Below are 15,751 nucleotides of genomic sequence, written 5' to 3' on the forward strand. Positions count from 1 at the left end.
GCGCGGCGGGGACCGGATGGCCGGGCTGGCGTCATGTTAAGGGAAAACCCTTACGGAAAATAAATAAGTTCGCGATCGGCAGGCAGAAGAGGAGCCTGGGTGGCGCTCAGCCCTTGCGCGCCTGATGGGTTAACCAACCCGCCCGGCTTAAAGCCCGCTATTCCACCCTCCCCGCCCGTCGGGCGGCGCCGCCCGAACCTGACGTGTCCACCTTACCTTGGTCTGCGCCGAATGCACGCGCGTCGGATCAGAAGTCGAGTTGATTCGCGCCAATGCCCAGCGCGGCCACGATCTTCACCCGCGACGACGCCCGCAATTTGTCGCTGTTTTCCTGCTGCGCATAGGCGGACTGGCTGACGCCGAGCCACCTCGGCCTGGGTCAAGCCGAGGTGTTCACATCTCGCACGCCCGGGCGTCGCCCCATCCGCCGTGCGACCCCGAACCTCATTCACGATCACAACCCGCATCCCGGACACGTTTCTCTAACACTTTGTGAAAATATTGAGCAGCCACCTACTCAGATCGCCGCCAGCTTCCTGGCTCAAGTGTTAGCCAATGCTTTTGGCTCACCCGCCACCAAGCCATCACATACTCATCGACCTCGCCAGGGCCGGCTTCGCCGTTGCGGCAATCGACCATCCTGAGTTCCACTAAGCTGCCAAGACAGTCGCGCGAAAACGCTTTTGCGCCCTACTACATGCGAACGGAACGTACGCTGACGTCCCGCGGAAAAATCTTTCTTACCGGACAACCAACGCGCGCGGAATAGCGTAGCTACTGAACGTCGAGGACCTCCACCCACCAGTCGCTCTCGCCCCTTCCATTCAGTGCGGTAGCAGCGCGTCGAACGACCCGTTTGATTGCGCCTACACAGCGACTGATTAACCAATCCGGGTAGCCGAGCAAGATGGAAAGTGCAACACTATCGCCGCATCAGAAATCTGCTCTGCCGAGCCCGCACACGCCAATCCACCCGAAAGACTTGCACCGAGGAAGCCCCGATGCCCGTCGAATGCACGTTCGTCTTGAATCATCGAAGCCTGTCGACTTTGACCTGCCCCGGCTTCGGTAGCGTCGCGGCCTTCTCCGGTAACGGCAGGTACACCAACGACCCCAGCTCAACCGCTGTCGCTGATAAGCGGCCCTTGCCGACCGGAACATATTCATCGTCGACCGCCAAAGCGGCGGGCACATGGGCTGGTTCTGGGATTCCGTGAAAGATATCGGCGCCGACACGCACCGCGCGGACTGGTTCGCTCTCTACCGCAACGATGGCCGTATCGACGACGAAACGATTGTGAACGGCATCCGTCGGGCGCACTTCCGACTGCATCCGGTCGGCCGCTTCCGAGAAAGCGACGGATGTATCACGCTCACAAGCCCCGCACAGTTCGACAAGTTGCGTACGTTCCTCAGGGCCCAGCCGACTTTCCAGGTGCCGGGGACCACGCTGAAGGCCTATGGCCGGGTGACGGTCCGATGAAACCGATTGCTCGCACCCTGCTCGCCCTCGCGCTCACGATGCCTATCTACGCCGGCATCACGGCAATTCCAGCGCTGGCTCACTGGTTCAATTCCGGCTCCGGATGGGATACCGTGGGGTCGCTCTTTCGGGCACTCGGCTCGGAAGGTGGTGAGCAGAACGACGACTACCTGTTCGGTTCCCTGCTGCTCGTGAGTTTCGTCATCGCACTCGTCACCTCATCCGTCCTGGTGAGCGGGTTCTCCCGGGTCCGGGATCGATCCAGGAAACCGGGCGCGGCGAAATCGCCCCGCAACAGGTAATACCGTTCTGTCAACGTGGCCGGGCTCGAAGATGAAATGCACGAAGTACGACGCCTCACCGTCGTTTTTGGGTGCCTTGAAACGTGGTCCACACTCTATCGTTCGCGGCAACCGTCGTGTTGCCCATCGTGCGGTCGGTCCATTTACAGCGTATGTGATCCATTGACGACGCCCTTGCGTAAGAGTCGCTGTACTCGGATGCTGCGTGTCCAAGTGGAGCAAGTACAATCGAACGAGGGGCTTGGTATAGATCGCTTGAAATGGCCCGCTGGGCGTCATCGTAGCGGCTCGACATCCGCGTCACCGAACATGGACTGAGCATAGTGAATGCCATGGAAGTGCAGATCCGTGCTTACGAGACCTCGGATATTAAAAAATTATCAGAAATTTGGTTTGGCGCCTCCAGTCGAGTGCATGCCTTTCTTGGCGAGCAGCGACTTCGTGAGCAGAGGACGCTAATCGAAGACACCTACTTGCCAAGATCGGAAACTTGGGTGGCTTGTCAGAATGGCAAGCCCGTTGGATTCATAGCGCTAATAGATACGTTTATTGGGGGGCTATTCGTAGACCCAGCTATGCAGGGGAGTGGTATTGGCCGGGCACTGGTTGCGCATGCACTCAATCTCAAAGGTGAGCTGAAATTGGAGGTCTACGCCCTTAACCTTGATGCGCATGCCTTTTATCAACGGCTGGGGTTCGAGGAAGTTACTCGGCAGGCAGAGGAAGAGGATGGCCTTCCCTTTGAGGTCGTTCAGATGCGTTTTAAGGCGACTGACCACTCTGCAAATGAGCCGACTAGATGAAACGTTGAAACGGGAGTCATACGATGATTGGCGCCAATCGTATGTGACCCCACGCGGCTGACCACGCGAATTTCTTTTCCTGCGCTGAATAACCAAAAAAACGCTGCATCGCGGCGCACTACACGAAATCTCGCGAAATAGAACGCGTCCAGCCCGTTCCAGAGACACGCAAGTTAGACACCAACGCTCATAGTGAGCGCGAGGGCTCCCCGAACCATCCGGGGAGCCTTATACGACAAAAGTTCGTTACTGAAACGCCACTTCCGCGAAGCTCCGCAGCTTGCGGCTATGCAACCGCTCCAGCCCATTGGTGCGCAGGATCTCCATCGCCCGCACCCCGATCTGCAGATGCTGGTCGACCTGCGCGCGATAGAACTGATCGGCCATCCCCGGCAGCTTCAGCTCCCCGTGCAGCGGCTTGTCCGACACGCACAGCAGCGTACCGTACGGCACGCGGAACCGGAACCCGTTCGCGGCGATCGTCGCGCTTTCCATGTCGAGCGCGATCGCGCGGCTCTGCGACAGGCGCTGCACCGGCTCGCGATGATCGCGCAGCTCCCAGTTGCGGTTGTCGACGCTCGCGACCGTGCCCGTGCGCATCACCCGCTTCAGCTCCACGCCCTCCAGCTGCGTGACCTGCGCAACCGCGCGCTCGAGCGCCACCTGCACTTCCGCGAGCGCCGGGACCGGCACCCACAGCGGCAAGTCGTCGTCGAGCACGTGGTCCTCGCGCACGTAACCATGCGCCAGCACGTAGTCGCCGAGCCGCTGGGTGTTGCGCAGGCCCGCGCAGTGGCCGAGCATCACCCACGCATGCGGGCGCAGCACCGCGATGTGGTCGGTGATCGTCTTCGCATTCGACGGCCCCACGCCGATGTTGACCATCGTGATGCCGCTGCCGTCCGCGCGCTTCAGGTGATACGCGGGCATCTGCGGCAGCCGCGGCGGCGGCGTGCCTTCGGTCGCCTCGTCGCCGAGGTTCGCGTTGTGCGTGATCACGTCGCCCGGTTCGACGAACGACGTGTATTCGCTGCGGTACGCGCGCACCTCCGGATCGTCGCTCGCCGACATCAGCGTGCGGCCGAGCTTCACGAACTCGTCGATGTAGAACTGGTAGTTCGTGTACAGCACATAGTTCTGGAAATGCGTGGGCAAGGTCGCCGTGTAGTGGCGCAGCCGGTGCAGCGAGAAATCGACGCGCGCGCCCGTGAACAGCGCAAGCGGATACGGCTCGCCCGGCGCCGGCTCGTACGTGCCGTTGACGATCCGGTCGTCGAGGTAGGCGAGATCCGGCGTGTCGAACACGTCGCGCATCGCGAGCAGCCGGTCGCGGTCGAGATCGCCCTCGAGGTGGATCCCCTCGGGGAACGCGAAATGAATCGGAATCGGCTGCTGCGACACGCCGACCTCGATCTGCCCATGATGATTCTTCGCCAGCAGCCGCAACTGCTCGCGGTAATAGCTGGAGAACAGGTCGGGACGCGTGACGGTCGTCTCGAACACGCCCGGGCCGGCGACGAAGCCGTACGAGCGGCGCGAATCGACGTTCGTGTTGACATCGGTGCGGACCCGCAGGAACGGATAGCACGCGCGCACGTGCTCGTTGAACACTTCGTTGCGGCGATAGCGCGCGAACGCGTCGCGCAGGAAGGCGGTGTTCGCCTCGTAGATCGCCGCCAGGCGGGCGACGGCGGCGTTCGGATCGTCGAAGGACTCGACGGGCGGGCTCTCGGGGGGCAGCGTCCGGGAGCGGCGGTTCAGGTCGTTCTTCATGATTCGCTCGGATCCTCTTCAGATCCAACCGACATTACCACGGAAATCCGGCCGCGCAACCGATGCCCCCGGCGCCCGCAAGGCCGCACGCGAAGCCCCACGAGCCCCGGCGGACGGCCGGGATTTGTTAGAATTGCACGGTTCCCTAGGAGAATCACGATGAAGCCGCTCCTTTTCGCCGCCGCACTCGCGGCTCTCGCCCTCGGCGGCGTCGCGCACGCGGCCAACGCCGCGCAGCCGAGCGCCGACGCTCAGGCCCAGGCCGCAGCCAACGAGGCCGCCGGCCTGCCCGACCTCACGAAGATCAACCGCCCCGGCGCGGAGGTCACGTCGAAGGTCGACTTCAACGACATCCAGCGTACGCCGAGCTTCCACGAGAAGAGCAAGAGCGGCACCGAGATCACCGAGTATCGCGACCGCGGCAAGCCGGTCGAGATCAACGTGAAATCGAACTTCGGCACGCGCTACCAGATGACCGCCTCGCCGGACACCTCGCCGCGCCCGCATGACGCCGGCGTGCCGATCACGCGCCTGCCGTCGGTCAACCTGCGCTACTGAGCGTCGCCGCCCGCCGGCGGCCGCGGCGCGCGGTCGACCGCGCGCCTCAGCCGTCCTTTCGCTGCGCCGGCGCCTCCGCCGGCCAGCCCAACCCGAACCGACGCTTTCCTGCATGGCCGTTTTCACTGCTGTTTCCGACTCCGATCTCGCGCACTGGATGCGCCATTACGATCTCGGCGACGTCGTCGCGTTTCGCGGCATTCCGTCCGGCATCGAGAACAGCAATTTCTTCCTCACGACGTCGCGCGGCGAGTACGTGCTGACGATCTTCGAGAACCTGACGGCCGCCCAGCTGCCGTTCTACATCGACCTGATGAGCCACCTGTCCGGGCATGGCGTCCCGGTCCCGGCGCCCATCGCGCGCGACGACGGCACGCTGTTCGGCACGCTGCACGGCAAGCCGGCCGCGATCGTCACGAAACTCGAGGGCGCGGCCGACATGGCGCCGCGCGTCGAGCACTGCGTCGAGGTCGGCCAGATGCTCGCGCGCATGCACCTCGCCGGCCGCGGCTATCCGCGCCGTCAGCCGAACCTGCGCAGCCTGTCCTGGTGGCGCGACACCGTGCCCACCGTCGCGCCCTTCGTGAGCGACGCGCAGCGCGCGCTGCTCGCGGGCGAGCTGGCGCACCAGGCCGCGTTCTTCGCGTCGGCCGATTACGCCGCGCTGCCGGAAGGCCCATGCCACTGCGACCTGTTCCGCGACAACGTGCTGTTCACGCCCGCGGCGCCCGGCACCGGCCATACGGTGCGGCTCGGCGGCTTCTTCGATTTCTATTTCGCCGGCTGCGACAAGTGGCTGTTCGACGTCGCGGTGACGGTCAACGACTGGTGCGTCGACCTCGCCACGGGCGCGCTCGATCACGCACGCGCCGACGCGCTGCTGCGTGCGTACCAGACGGTGCGCCCGTTCACGGCCGAGGAGCGCCGCCACTGGAACGACATGCTGCGGGCCGGCGCCTACCGCTTCTGGGTGTCGCGCCTGTATGATTTCCACCTTCCCCGCGCCGCGGAAATGCTGAAGCCGCACGACCCGGGCCATTTCGAGCGCATCCTGCTTGAGCGCATCGCGCACGCCAGCGCGCTCCCCGAGATTCCTCAATGCAACTGATCGAAGTTCCCGCCAAGACCGGCTACGTATGGTTCCGCCAGGGTATCTGGCTGTTCCGCCGCAATCCGCTCGCGTTCATCACGCTGTTCTTCACCTACCTGCTCGCGATGATGCTGGTGTCGCTCGTGCCGGTGATCGGCGCGGCGCTGCCGCTGCTGTTCATCCCCGGCATCGCGGTCGGCTTCATGGCCGCGTGCCGCGACACGATCGCCGGCAAGCCGGTGATGCCGACCATCCTGGTCGACGGCTTCCGCTCGTACGGGCCCGTAGTCATGCAGCGGCTGTTCACGCTGGGCGGCCTCTACATCGTGTCGATGGCGGTCGTGTTCGCCGCGTCGGCGCTCGGCGACGGCGGCACCCTGCTCAAGGTCATGTTCGGCCTCGGCGGCGCCAACCCGGATCCGGAAACGCTCGCGTCGCCGGGCCTGCTGGTCGCGCTGCTCGTCGCCGCGACGCTGTACATGCCCGTCGCGATGATGTTCTGGTTCGCGCCGGTGCTGACCGCGTGGCACGACATCCCGCCCGTCAAGGCGCTGTTCTTCAGCGTCGTGAGCTGCTGGCGCAACCGCGGCGCGTTCACGCTCTACGGGCTGCTGTGGTTCGCGGTCGCGCTCGGCGTGTCGTTCGGCATCGCCGCGCTGATGCAGGCGATCGGCGCCGGCGCCTACGCGCTGACGGTGATGATGCCCGCCACCATCATCATCACCTCGATGCTCTACTGCTCGTTCTACGCGACGTATCGCGGCTGCTTCGGCGTCCAGGAGCCCGACGCGCCGACCCTGCCCACCTCCCGCTGATCCCCCGCGGCCGCGCGCCCCGTCGCGCGCGGCCGCTCGATCCTTCCCCCGATTTTCCGCCGCTCGCCATTCGTCACATTTCGGCGCAGAATCATTTGCACGCTAATCTTTTGCACCCGCAGCCATCATGGACGCCCTGCCCACCCTGCCGCAAACGCTCGACGAACAGCTCTGCTTCGCGCTGTACTCGACCTCGCTCGCGATGACGAAGGCGTACAAGCCGCTCCTCGACAAGCTCGCGCTCACCTATCCGCAATACCTGACGATGCTGGTGCTGTGGGAGACCGACGACATGGCGGTCAAGGACATCGCGGCACGGCTCAGCCTGGATCCCGCCACCGTCACACCGCTGCTCAAGCGCCTCGAGGCGCTGGGCTACATCGAGCGGGTGCGCGGCACGCTCGACGAGCGGGTGGTTCACGCGCGCCTCACCGCCGAGGGCGCGGCGCTGCGCGACAAGGCCCGCTCGGTGCCCGCCGACCTGTTCTGCGCGATGCGGCAAACGCCCGAGTTCCTGGTCCGGCTGCGCGCCGACCTGACGCAGCTGCGCAGCGCGCTCGCCGACAACCTGCCGGACTGAACCCCATCCGATCCCGCTATCGCCTCGATAGCGAAAATTTAATTTGCACACTAATCATTATCGAACTATATTTCATCCCGTGGCCGACGCATCCTTCTCCGCCGAGCCGCCTTTCCAATCTATTCTAGTCAGGAGTCGCACCATGAACATCCTTTACAAGACGAGCGCTACCAGCACCGGCGGCCGCGATGGCCGCGCCGTCTCCGTCGACAACAAGCTGGATGTGAAGCTCGCGGCGCCGCGCGAACTGGGCGGCACGGGCGCGGAAGGCACGAATCCCGAGCAGCTGTTCGCCGCCGGCTATTCCGCGTGCTTCCTGAGCGCCATGAAGTTCGTCGCGGGCCAGAACAAGCAGGCGCTGCCGGCCGACACGACGGTCACGGCCCAGGTCGGCATCGGCCCGAACGATCACGGCGGCTTCGCGCTCGACGTGGAACTGCGCATCGCGCTGCCGGGCTTCGACACGGCCGCCGCCCAGGCGCTGGTCGACAAGGCGCATCAGGTCTGCCCGTACTCGAACGCCACCCGCAACAACGTCGCGGTGCGCCTCGTGGTGGCCTGAGCCTCAGCGCGCCGGCCCGGCCCACGGGCTGGGCGCGCGAAAAGCAAAAAGGCCTGCCGGCTTTAGCGCCGGCAGGCCTTTTTTAACTTTATGCGTATAAATTTACTAAACGCTTAGCGTGCGGTCATCCACGACGGCTGGCTCATCGCGGTCTCGCGGTCGAGCTTGCGCATGCGGAATTCGAGGTCGTACAGATCGGTGGCGTCGGCCAGGTAGGCATCGACACGCTCCTTTGCGATCTGCTCGGACGACTTCGTCAGGAACAGAAACAGGCGGCTCAGCAGATACATGATCGGTTTCTCCAATCCAAGGGATTTCTCTTAGGTATTTACCCGCATTATAGGGAAAACCCTGATCGAGTGCCAGCGCCCTGTGTCCGCGTGTCGCTACAACACGACAACGTCGCGCGCGCTCGCCGCGAAGAACGACCAGATCAGCGCGCTCGCGTCCGGCCCGATCGCCGCGTGGAACGGAACGGTGTCGTCGCCGCCCGCCCAGGCGTGGCCGAGGCCCTTGACGCGGCACAGCCGGACCACCGTCCGCGCGCCCTTGCGGTACTCGAGCGTGTCCATCCGGTCGTCGCGGGTCTCGACCCGAGACGCGCCGCGCAGGCTGCCCTGTGCGTCGGCCAGCCCGTTCAGCCGCAGGAATTCGACCGCGAGCTGGTCGGCGTTCTGCGGCACCACCACGCGATCGTCGTCGCCGTGGACGATCAGCGCCGGCATGCCCGGATACGCGCCCGGCTCGACCAGCGCATCGACGGCCGCGGCCGGGTTCTGATGCAGCCCGCGCCGCATCACGTCCATCGCCGTGATGCCCGACTGCGCCTCGCCGAACGCCGGACCGGAGTGCAGCGCCACCGCGGCGAAGCGGTGCGGATAGTAGAGCGCCAGCAGCGTCGCGAGCCCCGCGCCCGCCGACAGCCCCGCGACGTAGACCCGCGCCGGATCGAAACCGTGTTCGGCGACCAGCCCGTCGACCAGATCGGCGACGGCGCGCGCCTCGCCCCGGCCGCCGCGCTCGCTGTCGTCGTACCAGTGCCAGCAGCGGTGCGGATGCACGCGCGGATCCTGCTCCGGATAGAGCACCGCGAAACCGTGGCGGTCGGCCAGCAGGTTCATGCGGGTGCCCTGGGCGAACTGGTCGATGTCCTGCTTGCAGCCATGCAGCATCACCACCAGCGGACGTGGGCCATCGACCTCGCCCGGCGGCACGTACAGGCCGTAGGACAGGTGTTGGACGAAGCGGCCGAGCATGGGCGGCAGCGGATGTTCTGCGCGCAGCCAGTCGCCGCCCGCCCACGCGGCGGCGCGTGGGCGCACGCGCGATTCGCGCGGCGCGACGGATGCCGCGGCGGGCCACAGCGCGCCCGCTTGCTGGCCGGGCTGGGGCGGCAGGTGAAGCATGCGTTTCATCCCGCCCAGCCAGAGTTTCGTCAGACTTTTTGGTCATCGATCGAGGCTCACAGTCGAAAGGGACGCGCCGGGACGCGCCAAGGTGAATTTGTGCAACGCACAATAGCATGCTTTGCGGAAACTTTCCGACGCCCCCAAAGTTCTCCAGGCGAACTATCGGAATCCTGAACGCGCCCCCCTGTATACTGAAGGCTGGTTGCTTGGATTATTCGTTGTCGTCGCTGTGCCCGGCTCGCGCGTTGATCAAGCATTTCCCCCCTCCTGCCTCCGTCACCCCCTGATGTACGACCTGCCGCCTCGTCTGTGGATCTCGATCACCGCGCTCGGTGGCGCGGGCCTCACGCTGCCGCTCGCCGTCACGATCGCCCTTTGGCTCGCGCTCGGCTACTCGCTGCGCCGCGCAGCGGCCTGGCTCGCCGTGCTGGGCGCCGCGATCGGCGTGGTCGCGCTGACCAAGATCGCCTTCCTCGGCTGGGGCATCGGCGTGCGCGCCTGGGATTTCACCGGCTTCAGCGGCCATGCGATGCTGTCCACCTCGGTCTATCCGGTCGCGCTGTTCCTGATGCTCTTCCACACCCGCACGCCGGTACGCATCGCAGGCGTCGCGCTCGGCCTCGCCGCGGGCGTCGCGGTCGGGCTGTCACGCGTCGTGCTCGACGCGCATTCCCCCCTCCGAGGCGGTCACCGGCTGCATCATCGGCGCGCTCGCCGCCCTGACCTTCATTATCGGCTCCTGGCAGGCGCAGCCGCACCGCTGGTCAGCGTCCGCCGTGGCGGTCAGCCTCGTGCTCGTGACCCTCGCGCTGCACGGCGTCACCGTGCCGTCGCACCGCTGGGTCACCCAGGTCGCGCTGCAACTGTCCGGACACGAGCGTCCGTATGTCCGCGCGCGCTGGAAGGCGAACCCGAACTATCGCCCCGCCGCGCGGCCCGCCTCCCAGCAGCAAACTCTCGACACGCCCGCCCCCCGTCACGCCTGAGCCCCGCCCCGCGCGCGCCGGGCCGTCATGCGCGCCGCCGGATGACCGGTATGTCGAGCGTTATTACCCACCCTATATTACGATTACGTTTTTCCTCCACACGAGCGCCACCGCCATGTCCGCAGCCCGCTTCACCCGCCGCCTGTTCGTCCGCACGCTTTCGCTCGCCGCGCTCGCGGCCGGGTTCGCCGCCGTCCAGCCGGCGGCCCGCGCCGCCGACGAACTGGTCGTGTCCGCCGCGGCCAGCCTGACCAACGCATTCAAGGCAGTCGGCGACGCCTACGAGAAGCAGCATCCGGGCACCCACGTGCTGTTCAATTTCGGCGCGTCCGACGTGCTGATGCAGCAGATCGCGAAGGGCGCGCCCGCGGACGTGTTCGCGTCCGCCGACCAGAAGGCGATGGATCGCGCGGTCGGCGAGAACGTGATCGCGACCGGCACGCGGCGCGACTTCGCCGCGAATTCGCTGGTGCTGATCGTGCCCGCCGACAGCCCGGCGCGCTTCGCCTCGCTGCGCGACCTGACGGCGGCCGGCGTGAAGCACGTCGCCTACGGCGACCCGGCGTCCGTGCCGGTCGGCCGGTATACGGAAGGCGCGCTGAAGGCGGCCGGCGTGTGGAACGACGTGAGCCCGAAGGGCGTGCTCGCCGCCAACGTGCGGCAGAGCCTCGACTATGTCGCGCGCGGCGAAGTCGACGCGGGCTTCGTGTTCGGCACCGATGCGGCCGTGATGCCCGAGCGCGTGAAGGTCGCGCTGACGGTGCCCACCCAGACGCCGATCACCTATCCGATCGCGGTCGTGAAGGACAGCCGGCGCGCGGCCGATGCGAAGGGCTTCGTCGATTTCGTGCTGTCGCCGGCGGGCCAGGCGGTGCTGGCGAAGTACGGCTTCAAGCCGGCCGCAACGGCGAACTAGGCGGTTCGTCATGCATGACGCGTGGATCCCGCTGCTGCTGTCGCTGAAGGTCGCGGGCTGGGCGACGGCGCTCGACATCGTGCTCGGCGTCGCCGCCGGCTATGCGCTCGCGCGCTGGCGCTCGCCTGCGCGCGACGTGGTCGACTCCCTGCTGACGCTGCCGCTCGTCCTGCCGCCGACCGTGCTCGGCTACTACCTGCTGGTGCTGCTCGGCCGGCGCGGCGTGATCGGCGCATGGCTCGACCAGCTCGGCATCCAGCTGGTATTCACCTGGCAGGGCGCGGTGATCGCGTCGATGGTGGTCGCGTTCCCGCTGATCCTGAAGTCGGCGCGCGCGGCCTTCGAATCGGTCGATCCGCAGCTCGAACGCGCCGCGCGCACGCTCGGCGTCAGCGAAGCCGGCATCTTCTTCCGGGTCACGCTGCCGCTCGCCGCGCGCGGCATCCTCGCGGGCGCGCTGCTCGCGTTCGCGCGGGCGCTCGGCGAATTCGGCGCGACGCTGATGATCGCCGGCAACCTGCCCGGACGCACCCAGACGCTGTCGGTCGCGGTCTACGCGGCCGTGCAGGCCGGCGACGACAACACCGCGAACTTCCTCGTGCTCGTCACCTCGGTCACCTGCGTGCTGATCCTGCTCATCGCCGGCCGGCTCGTGCCGCAGCGCGCGCTGCTCGGGGCCCGCTGACATGAGCCTCGTCGTCGACATCCGCAAGACCTATGCGACGCCCGAGCGCCAATTCGCGCTCGACGTCGCGTTCGCGTCGAACGCCCAGCGCATCGTGCTGTTCGGGCCGTCCGGCGCGGGCAAGAGCCTGACGCTGCAGGCGATCGCCGGGCTGCTCACGCCGGAGCAGGGCAGCATCTCGCTGAACGGCGAGGCGCTGTTCGATTCGGCGCGCGGCATCGACGTGCCGACGCAGGCGCGGCGCGTCGCCTACCTGTTCCAGGACTACGCGCTGTTTCCGCACCTGAACGTGCGCCAGAACCTCGCGTTCGGCCTGCGGCGCGGCTGGCGCAATCCGCGCGCGAATGCGTTGCCGCCCGAGGTCGCGTACTGGTTGCGCGCCTTCGAGCTCGAAGCGCTCGCGGGCCATTTCCCCGCGCAGTTGTCGGGCGGACAAAAGCAGCGCGTCGCGCTCGCGCGCGCGCTGATCGCGCAGCCGCGCATCCTGCTGCTCGACGAGCCGTTCTCCGCGCTCGACGTCGCGATGCGCCAGCGCATGCGCCGCGAACTCGCCGACCTGCAGGCGCGCCTCGACATTCCGATGGTGCTGATCACGCACGACCCCGACGACGTCGCCGCGTTCGGCGACGAGGTCGTGCGCCTGCACGACGGCCGCGTGCAGCCCGGGGCACCGCTGGCGGAATGGGTGGCGAGCGTGCGCTGAGGCCGCGCCGGGCCGGACATGCGGGGGCGGGGGTGAGGCCGCTTCGGTTCCGGTCCGTGTGACAGGAGCGTTCGACGCTATCTGTCCACGCTGCGCGCTGCCCGAATGAGCGGCCCGCGCGGATCGCCGCAACAGCGGATACGGAGAACGCTGCGCGGAGCGCGCCAGATCTCTGCCAACCGAGCCGGAGTGCTCACACGCCACGCCCGGCAATCTCGAACCGCGGGCCCGCACGAGCGGCAAGCGCATGTCATTGCAACGGCAGATTTCAAATGGCATCGGCTGCGCGCTCGGGATCGCGTGAGCCGACGCCTCCATCGCGCGCTCAAGCGCATCGATCACAGTCCCGTATCGGCGAGGCGCTTGCGCTGGAGCATCGAAGAACGGCGCGGGCCGCGCCCATGTCTTCATCGAACGCTTCGATCGATCCCCGCCCGCCAGGCGCCCTCGAAAAACAAAACCCCGCACTGAGAACAGCGCGGGGTTCGCCAAACCATCAGCCCGCCTGACGCGGGCCACGCTCGCGCGTCAGCCGTTCACCGCCAGGATCACGCTCGACGCCTTGAACGCCGCGAGCGCTTTCACGCCCTTCGCGAGCGCGAGCGCATCGACGCTTTCGTTGGTCACGATCGCCGCAAGCGTCACGCCGCCGTCGAGCGCCAGCAGCACCTCGCTGTTGACCGCGCCCCGCTTCACGTCGCTCACCACGCCGCGCAGCTGATTGCGGGTCGACAGCCGCAACGGCGCGCCGTCGTCCTCCGTCGCCAGAATCACCCACGACGCCTTGACGAGCGCGCAAGCCTGCCCGCCGACCGCGAGACCCAGCGCCTCCGTGCTCTCGTGCGTCACGACGGCGACGATCGTCTGGCCGCCCGGCAACGCCAGCGTGACTTCGTCGTTTACCGCCCCATGCTTGATCGACGCGACCTCGCCGAGCAACTGGTTGCGTGCGCTTGTCTTCATGCCAATTCTCCCGATGAGTTCCCAGTTGACCGCAAAACCTGCCACCGCCGCGCTCGCGGCCTCGACAAACCGGCGATGCTCGCGCTCGATCACGCGAAACGCATCGATCAGCTCGATCGCGCGCGGCGTCAGCACCGTGCCGCCGCCGCCCTTGCCGCCCGTCGAGCGCAGCACGAGCGGCTCGCCGGCCAGATTATTCATCGTGTCGATCGCATCCCAGGCCCCCTTGTAGCTGAGGCCGACCGCCTTCGCCGCACGCGTGATCGAGCCGGTCTCGCCGATCGCGGCGAGGAGCGCGATGCGCGCCGCGCCGCCGAGTGTGTGCGCGCCCGCGTGCAGCCACAGTTCGCCGCGCAGCGCGAGCGGTTCGCGAGCGGAAGCCGATGACGGCAAGGGGGTGGGATCGGTCATGACAGCGAGGCGGCGGCGGGGAAACTCATTATAGTCAAGCCGTGCGCCCGCCGATCTTCGGTGTGCGCAGCTCGCGCAACAAGCCCTCGGCCTCGCGCGCCGCGTGCCGCTGCGCGGCCGCGCCATAGCCGCGCGCGAACCCCAGCTGATAAGCAGGCGCCGCCAGCCGTTCGAGGCAGCGCAGCGCGACGGCCGCGTCGTTCGCGTCGCCGAGCACGCTCTGGACGCGCGCAAGCACGCGCGTCGTCTCGCCGCGCGTGCGGCGCGACGCCAGCGAGGCGAAGAACTCCAGCGCGTAACGCAGCCGCTTCGCATCGATCCGCACCTGGTGCCGCGCGGCCGCATCGAGCGCCGTGAGTTTCGGCGCGCCGTACAGATGCCCGAACAGCCGGCTCACGCGCTTCGCCGCATGGCGCTTGAGCGAGGGCAACGCGCGGTCCGCGCCGCGTGTGGGCGACGCCTCCTCGGCACTCGCCTCCGGCGCGCCGAGCCCGCACAGCCATTCGAGCCAGGACAGCGCGAGCCCCGCGTAACGCGCCGAGCCAAGCGCCTGACGCAACTCGGTGCGCGCCGCCGCGCCATGCGCGTGCGCGGCGGCGAGTGTCGCGCTCCACGCGTCGGGATCGCTGTCCGCCGCCGCCAGCGCCGGCAGCGTCGAGGCACCGCAGACATCCCAGTCGCGCACCGCGCCGAGCAGGCCGCCCAGCCAGCCCAGCTCACCCGCGAACGCGTGCTTCCACGCGCCATCGGCGAAATGCGGAAACAAACGCATCAGCGTGCGCAGGCGGCGCAACGCCACCCGCATCTGGTGCACGTATTCCGGATCGCCGGTGTCGCGCGCGCCGGCTTCGTTCGCGAACCACTGCGCGGTCACGTTGCCGCCCAGCGCAAACAATGCCGCGCGCTGCGTGCGCAGCCCGGTCAGATCGACGCGCGAGGTTTTCACGGGCTCGGCGCGCGCATCCAGCGCCATCCCCTGACATGCGCGATCGAGTGCGCCCGTCAGCAGCGGGAAGGCGGGCCACGCACCGCTCAACTCCCGCACCGCACGGAACAGCGCGCGCAGCGCCGCCGCGCGCCGGGTGTCGTCGTCGGCGTCCGCGACGGCCGCGCGCAACTCGCAAAAACGCAACGCGCCGTCGGCGTCGGGCTGGGTGAGATCGTCGAGCGTCAACTCGATCACAAGGCCGTCCTCGTCCTGCCAGCGGCCACGTCGACGCATGCTGACGAGCGTGGCCGCCGGCGCGCCGGCGTGGTCGGAGGAATCGGTTGGAGGCGGCGCAACCGGCAGTTCGGCGTGCCGTTCATCGAAGCGCTCGCGGATCGCAACGCCGGGCGCAAATGCACGCGCACGCGCGGCGAGCACATATCGGCCCTGGTCGGTGGTTTCGATCCAGGTCCACCAGCAGCCCGGCGCGCCGGGCTCCGCCTCGGGCATCCGGCAGGGCGCGATCGAGATGCGCTCGGCGCCGCGCCGCATCTTCACCTGCGGACAGATCCGCCACGCGCGCACCAGTTCCGCGCCGAAATCGCGGGCCGCACGCCCGCGGACGCCGGCGTTCGCCGGCCAGTGTTGCAACGGAAATCCCAGCACGATCTCCAGCACGCGCGACATGGCCCCTCCGCGATCGGCGCGCCCGGGCGGGCGCATCCGGTGCCATGGTACACGGCCTCCCAGCCGCCCGGACAGCGTCCGGACGCCGCGCGGCGCA

General features: G+C 67.5%; 15 protein-coding genes and 3 pseudogenes. 12 read left to right on the forward strand and 6 right to left on the reverse strand.

Translation table 11 applies throughout. The annotated features are described in order from the left end of the window. Window positions 1-247: 247 nt before the first annotated feature. Window positions 248-443: pseudogene (locus Bsp3421_RS14380) on the reverse strand (helix-turn-helix domain-containing protein); the annotation flags it as partial. A 558-nt stretch (window positions 444-1,001) separates the two neighbouring features. Between Bsp3421_RS14380 and Bsp3421_RS14385 the strand changes: the two are divergent. The 3 genes and pseudogenes from Bsp3421_RS14385 (at window position 1,002) to Bsp3421_RS14395 (ending at window position 2,588) form a co-directional block, all read left to right on the forward strand. Further along, window positions 1,002-1,483: pseudogene (locus Bsp3421_RS14385) on the forward strand (DUF2778 domain-containing protein). Then, a complete protein-coding gene (locus tag Bsp3421_RS14390) occupies window positions 1,480-1,785 on the forward strand; it encodes a hypothetical protein (protein WP_273996609.1) in 306 nt (101 codons plus the stop codon). The pseudogene Bsp3421_RS14385 and the gene Bsp3421_RS14390 overlap by 4 nt, the downstream one beginning before the upstream one ends. Window positions 1,786-2,117: 332 nt before the next feature. Next, window positions 2,118-2,588: a GNAT family N-acetyltransferase gene (locus Bsp3421_RS14395; protein ID WP_273996611.1), complete on the forward strand. Its 471-nt coding sequence runs from the start codon at window positions 2,118-2,120 to the stop codon at window positions 2,586-2,588. Window positions 2,589-2,834: 246 nt separating this feature from the next. Here the strand turns inward: Bsp3421_RS14395 and Bsp3421_RS14400 are convergent, their stop codons facing one another. Further along, window positions 2,835-4,361 (reverse strand): AMP nucleosidase, encoded by a 1,527-nt coding sequence (locus Bsp3421_RS14400; protein WP_273996613.1) that lies wholly within the window; start codon window positions 4,359-4,361, stop codon window positions 2,835-2,837. A gap of 159 nt (window positions 4,362-4,520) precedes the next feature. Here Bsp3421_RS14400 and Bsp3421_RS14405 point away from each other — a divergent pair, with 159 nt between their 5' ends. The 5 genes from Bsp3421_RS14405 (at window position 4,521) to Bsp3421_RS14425 (ending at window position 7,966) form a co-directional block, all read left to right on the forward strand. Continuing rightward, on the forward strand, window positions 4,521-4,919 hold the full coding sequence (locus Bsp3421_RS14405; RefSeq protein ID WP_273996615.1) for a hypothetical protein: 399 nt from the start codon (window positions 4,521-4,523) through the stop codon (window positions 4,917-4,919). Window positions 4,920-5,031: 112 nt separating this feature from the next. Beyond that, on the forward strand, window positions 5,032-6,027 hold the full coding sequence (locus Bsp3421_RS14410; protein WP_273996617.1) for a homoserine kinase: 996 nt from the start codon (window positions 5,032-5,034) through the stop codon (window positions 6,025-6,027). Beyond that, window positions 6,018-6,824, forward strand: coding sequence for a BPSS1780 family membrane protein (locus tag Bsp3421_RS14415; protein ID WP_273996619.1), 807 nt, complete (start codon window positions 6,018-6,020; stop codon window positions 6,822-6,824). Before Bsp3421_RS14410 ends, Bsp3421_RS14415 begins: the two co-directional genes overlap by 10 nt. Window positions 6,825-6,951: 127 nt before the next feature. Further along, a complete protein-coding gene (locus Bsp3421_RS14420; protein ID WP_273996620.1) occupies window positions 6,952-7,404 on the forward strand; it encodes a MarR family winged helix-turn-helix transcriptional regulator in 453 nt (150 codons plus the stop codon). Between the two features lie 142 nt (window positions 7,405-7,546). After that, window positions 7,547-7,966: an organic hydroperoxide resistance protein gene (locus Bsp3421_RS14425; protein WP_273996621.1), complete on the forward strand. Its 420-nt coding sequence runs from the start codon at window positions 7,547-7,549 to the stop codon at window positions 7,964-7,966. A 113-nt stretch (window positions 7,967-8,079) separates the two neighbouring features. Here Bsp3421_RS14425 and Bsp3421_RS14430 read toward each other — a convergent pair whose 3' ends face one another. After that, a complete protein-coding gene (locus Bsp3421_RS14430; RefSeq protein WP_252985265.1) occupies window positions 8,080-8,256 on the reverse strand; it encodes a DUF3563 family protein in 177 nt (58 codons plus the stop codon). 96 nt (window positions 8,257-8,352) lie between these two features. Continuing rightward, window positions 8,353-9,381: an extracellular catalytic domain type 1 short-chain-length polyhydroxyalkanoate depolymerase gene (locus tag Bsp3421_RS14435; protein WP_273996622.1), complete on the reverse strand. Its 1,029-nt coding sequence runs from the start codon at window positions 9,379-9,381 to the stop codon at window positions 8,353-8,355. Between the two features lie 280 nt (window positions 9,382-9,661). Between Bsp3421_RS14435 and Bsp3421_RS14440 the strand changes: the two are divergent. The 4 genes and pseudogenes from Bsp3421_RS14440 (at window position 9,662) to Bsp3421_RS14455 (ending at window position 12,665) form a co-directional block, all read left to right on the forward strand. Then, window positions 9,662-10,361 (forward strand): annotated as a pseudogene (locus Bsp3421_RS14440) (phosphatase PAP2 family protein). A gap of 115 nt (window positions 10,362-10,476) precedes the next feature. Beyond that, on the forward strand, window positions 10,477-11,277 hold the full coding sequence (modA, locus tag Bsp3421_RS14445) for a molybdate ABC transporter substrate-binding protein (RefSeq protein ID WP_273996623.1): 801 nt from the start codon (window positions 10,477-10,479) through the stop codon (window positions 11,275-11,277). A gap of 10 nt (window positions 11,278-11,287) precedes the next feature. Beyond that, window positions 11,288-11,962 (forward strand): molybdate ABC transporter permease subunit, encoded by a 675-nt coding sequence (modB, locus tag Bsp3421_RS14450; protein ID WP_273996624.1) that lies wholly within the window; start codon window positions 11,288-11,290, stop codon window positions 11,960-11,962. A 1-nt stretch (window position 11,963) separates the two neighbouring features. Then, complete coding sequence (locus Bsp3421_RS14455; RefSeq protein ID WP_273996625.1) at window positions 11,964-12,665, forward strand: ATP-binding cassette domain-containing protein; 702 nt, start codon at window positions 11,964-11,966, stop codon at window positions 12,663-12,665. Window positions 12,666-13,193: 528 nt separating this feature from the next. Here Bsp3421_RS14455 and Bsp3421_RS14460 read toward each other — a convergent pair. Next, entirely contained in the window at window positions 13,194-14,039 is an 846-nt protein-coding gene (locus Bsp3421_RS14460) for a TOBE domain-containing protein (protein ID WP_273996626.1), read from the reverse strand. 34 nt (window positions 14,040-14,073) lie between these two features. Further along, window positions 14,074-15,654, reverse strand: a complete 1,581-nt coding sequence (locus tag Bsp3421_RS14465; RefSeq protein ID WP_273996627.1) for a CHAD domain-containing protein — start codon at window positions 15,652-15,654, stop codon at window positions 14,074-14,076. Window positions 15,655-15,751 lie beyond the last annotated feature (97 nt).

Origin of the sequence: Burkholderia sp. FERM BP-3421 (assembly GCF_028657905.1) — a bacterium.
Taxonomy (GTDB): domain Bacteria; phylum Pseudomonadota; class Gammaproteobacteria; order Burkholderiales; family Burkholderiaceae; genus Burkholderia.

Excerpts from the sequence above, each read along its gene's own strand:
- Bsp3421_RS14390 (WP_273996609.1), top strand. The coding sequence starts at position 1,480 with ATGAAACCGATTGCTCGCACCCTGCTCGCCCTCGCGCTCACGATGCCT.
- Bsp3421_RS14395 (WP_273996611.1), top strand. The coding sequence starts at position 2,118 with ATGGAAGTGCAGATCCGTGCTTACGAGACCTCGGATATTAAAAAATTA.
- Bsp3421_RS14400 (WP_273996613.1), bottom strand. The coding sequence starts at position 4,361 with ATGAAGAACGACCTGAACCGCCGCTCCCGGACGCTGCCCCCCGAGAGC.
- Bsp3421_RS14405 (WP_273996615.1), top strand. The coding sequence starts at position 4,521 with ATGAAGCCGCTCCTTTTCGCCGCCGCACTCGCGGCTCTCGCCCTCGGC.
- Bsp3421_RS14410 (WP_273996617.1), top strand. The coding sequence starts at position 5,032 with ATGGCCGTTTTCACTGCTGTTTCCGACTCCGATCTCGCGCACTGGATG.
- Bsp3421_RS14415 (WP_273996619.1), top strand. The coding sequence starts at position 6,018 with ATGCAACTGATCGAAGTTCCCGCCAAGACCGGCTACGTATGGTTCCGC.
- Bsp3421_RS14420 (WP_273996620.1), top strand. The coding sequence starts at position 6,952 with ATGGACGCCCTGCCCACCCTGCCGCAAACGCTCGACGAACAGCTCTGC.
- Bsp3421_RS14425 (WP_273996621.1), top strand. The coding sequence starts at position 7,547 with ATGAACATCCTTTACAAGACGAGCGCTACCAGCACCGGCGGCCGCGAT.
- Bsp3421_RS14430 (WP_252985265.1), bottom strand. The coding sequence starts at position 8,256 with ATGTATCTGCTGAGCCGCCTGTTTCTGTTCCTGACGAAGTCGTCCGAG.
- Bsp3421_RS14435 (WP_273996622.1), bottom strand. The coding sequence starts at position 9,381 with ATGAAACGCATGCTTCACCTGCCGCCCCAGCCCGGCCAGCAAGCGGGC.
- modA (WP_273996623.1), top strand. The coding sequence starts at position 10,477 with ATGTCCGCAGCCCGCTTCACCCGCCGCCTGTTCGTCCGCACGCTTTCG.
- modB (WP_273996624.1), top strand. The coding sequence starts at position 11,288 with ATGCATGACGCGTGGATCCCGCTGCTGCTGTCGCTGAAGGTCGCGGGC.
- Bsp3421_RS14455 (WP_273996625.1), top strand. The coding sequence starts at position 11,964 with ATGAGCCTCGTCGTCGACATCCGCAAGACCTATGCGACGCCCGAGCGC.
- Bsp3421_RS14460 (WP_273996626.1), bottom strand. The coding sequence starts at position 14,039 with ATGACCGATCCCACCCCCTTGCCGTCATCGGCTTCCGCTCGCGAACCG.
- Bsp3421_RS14465 (WP_273996627.1), bottom strand. The coding sequence starts at position 15,654 with ATGTCGCGCGTGCTGGAGATCGTGCTGGGATTTCCGTTGCAACACTGG.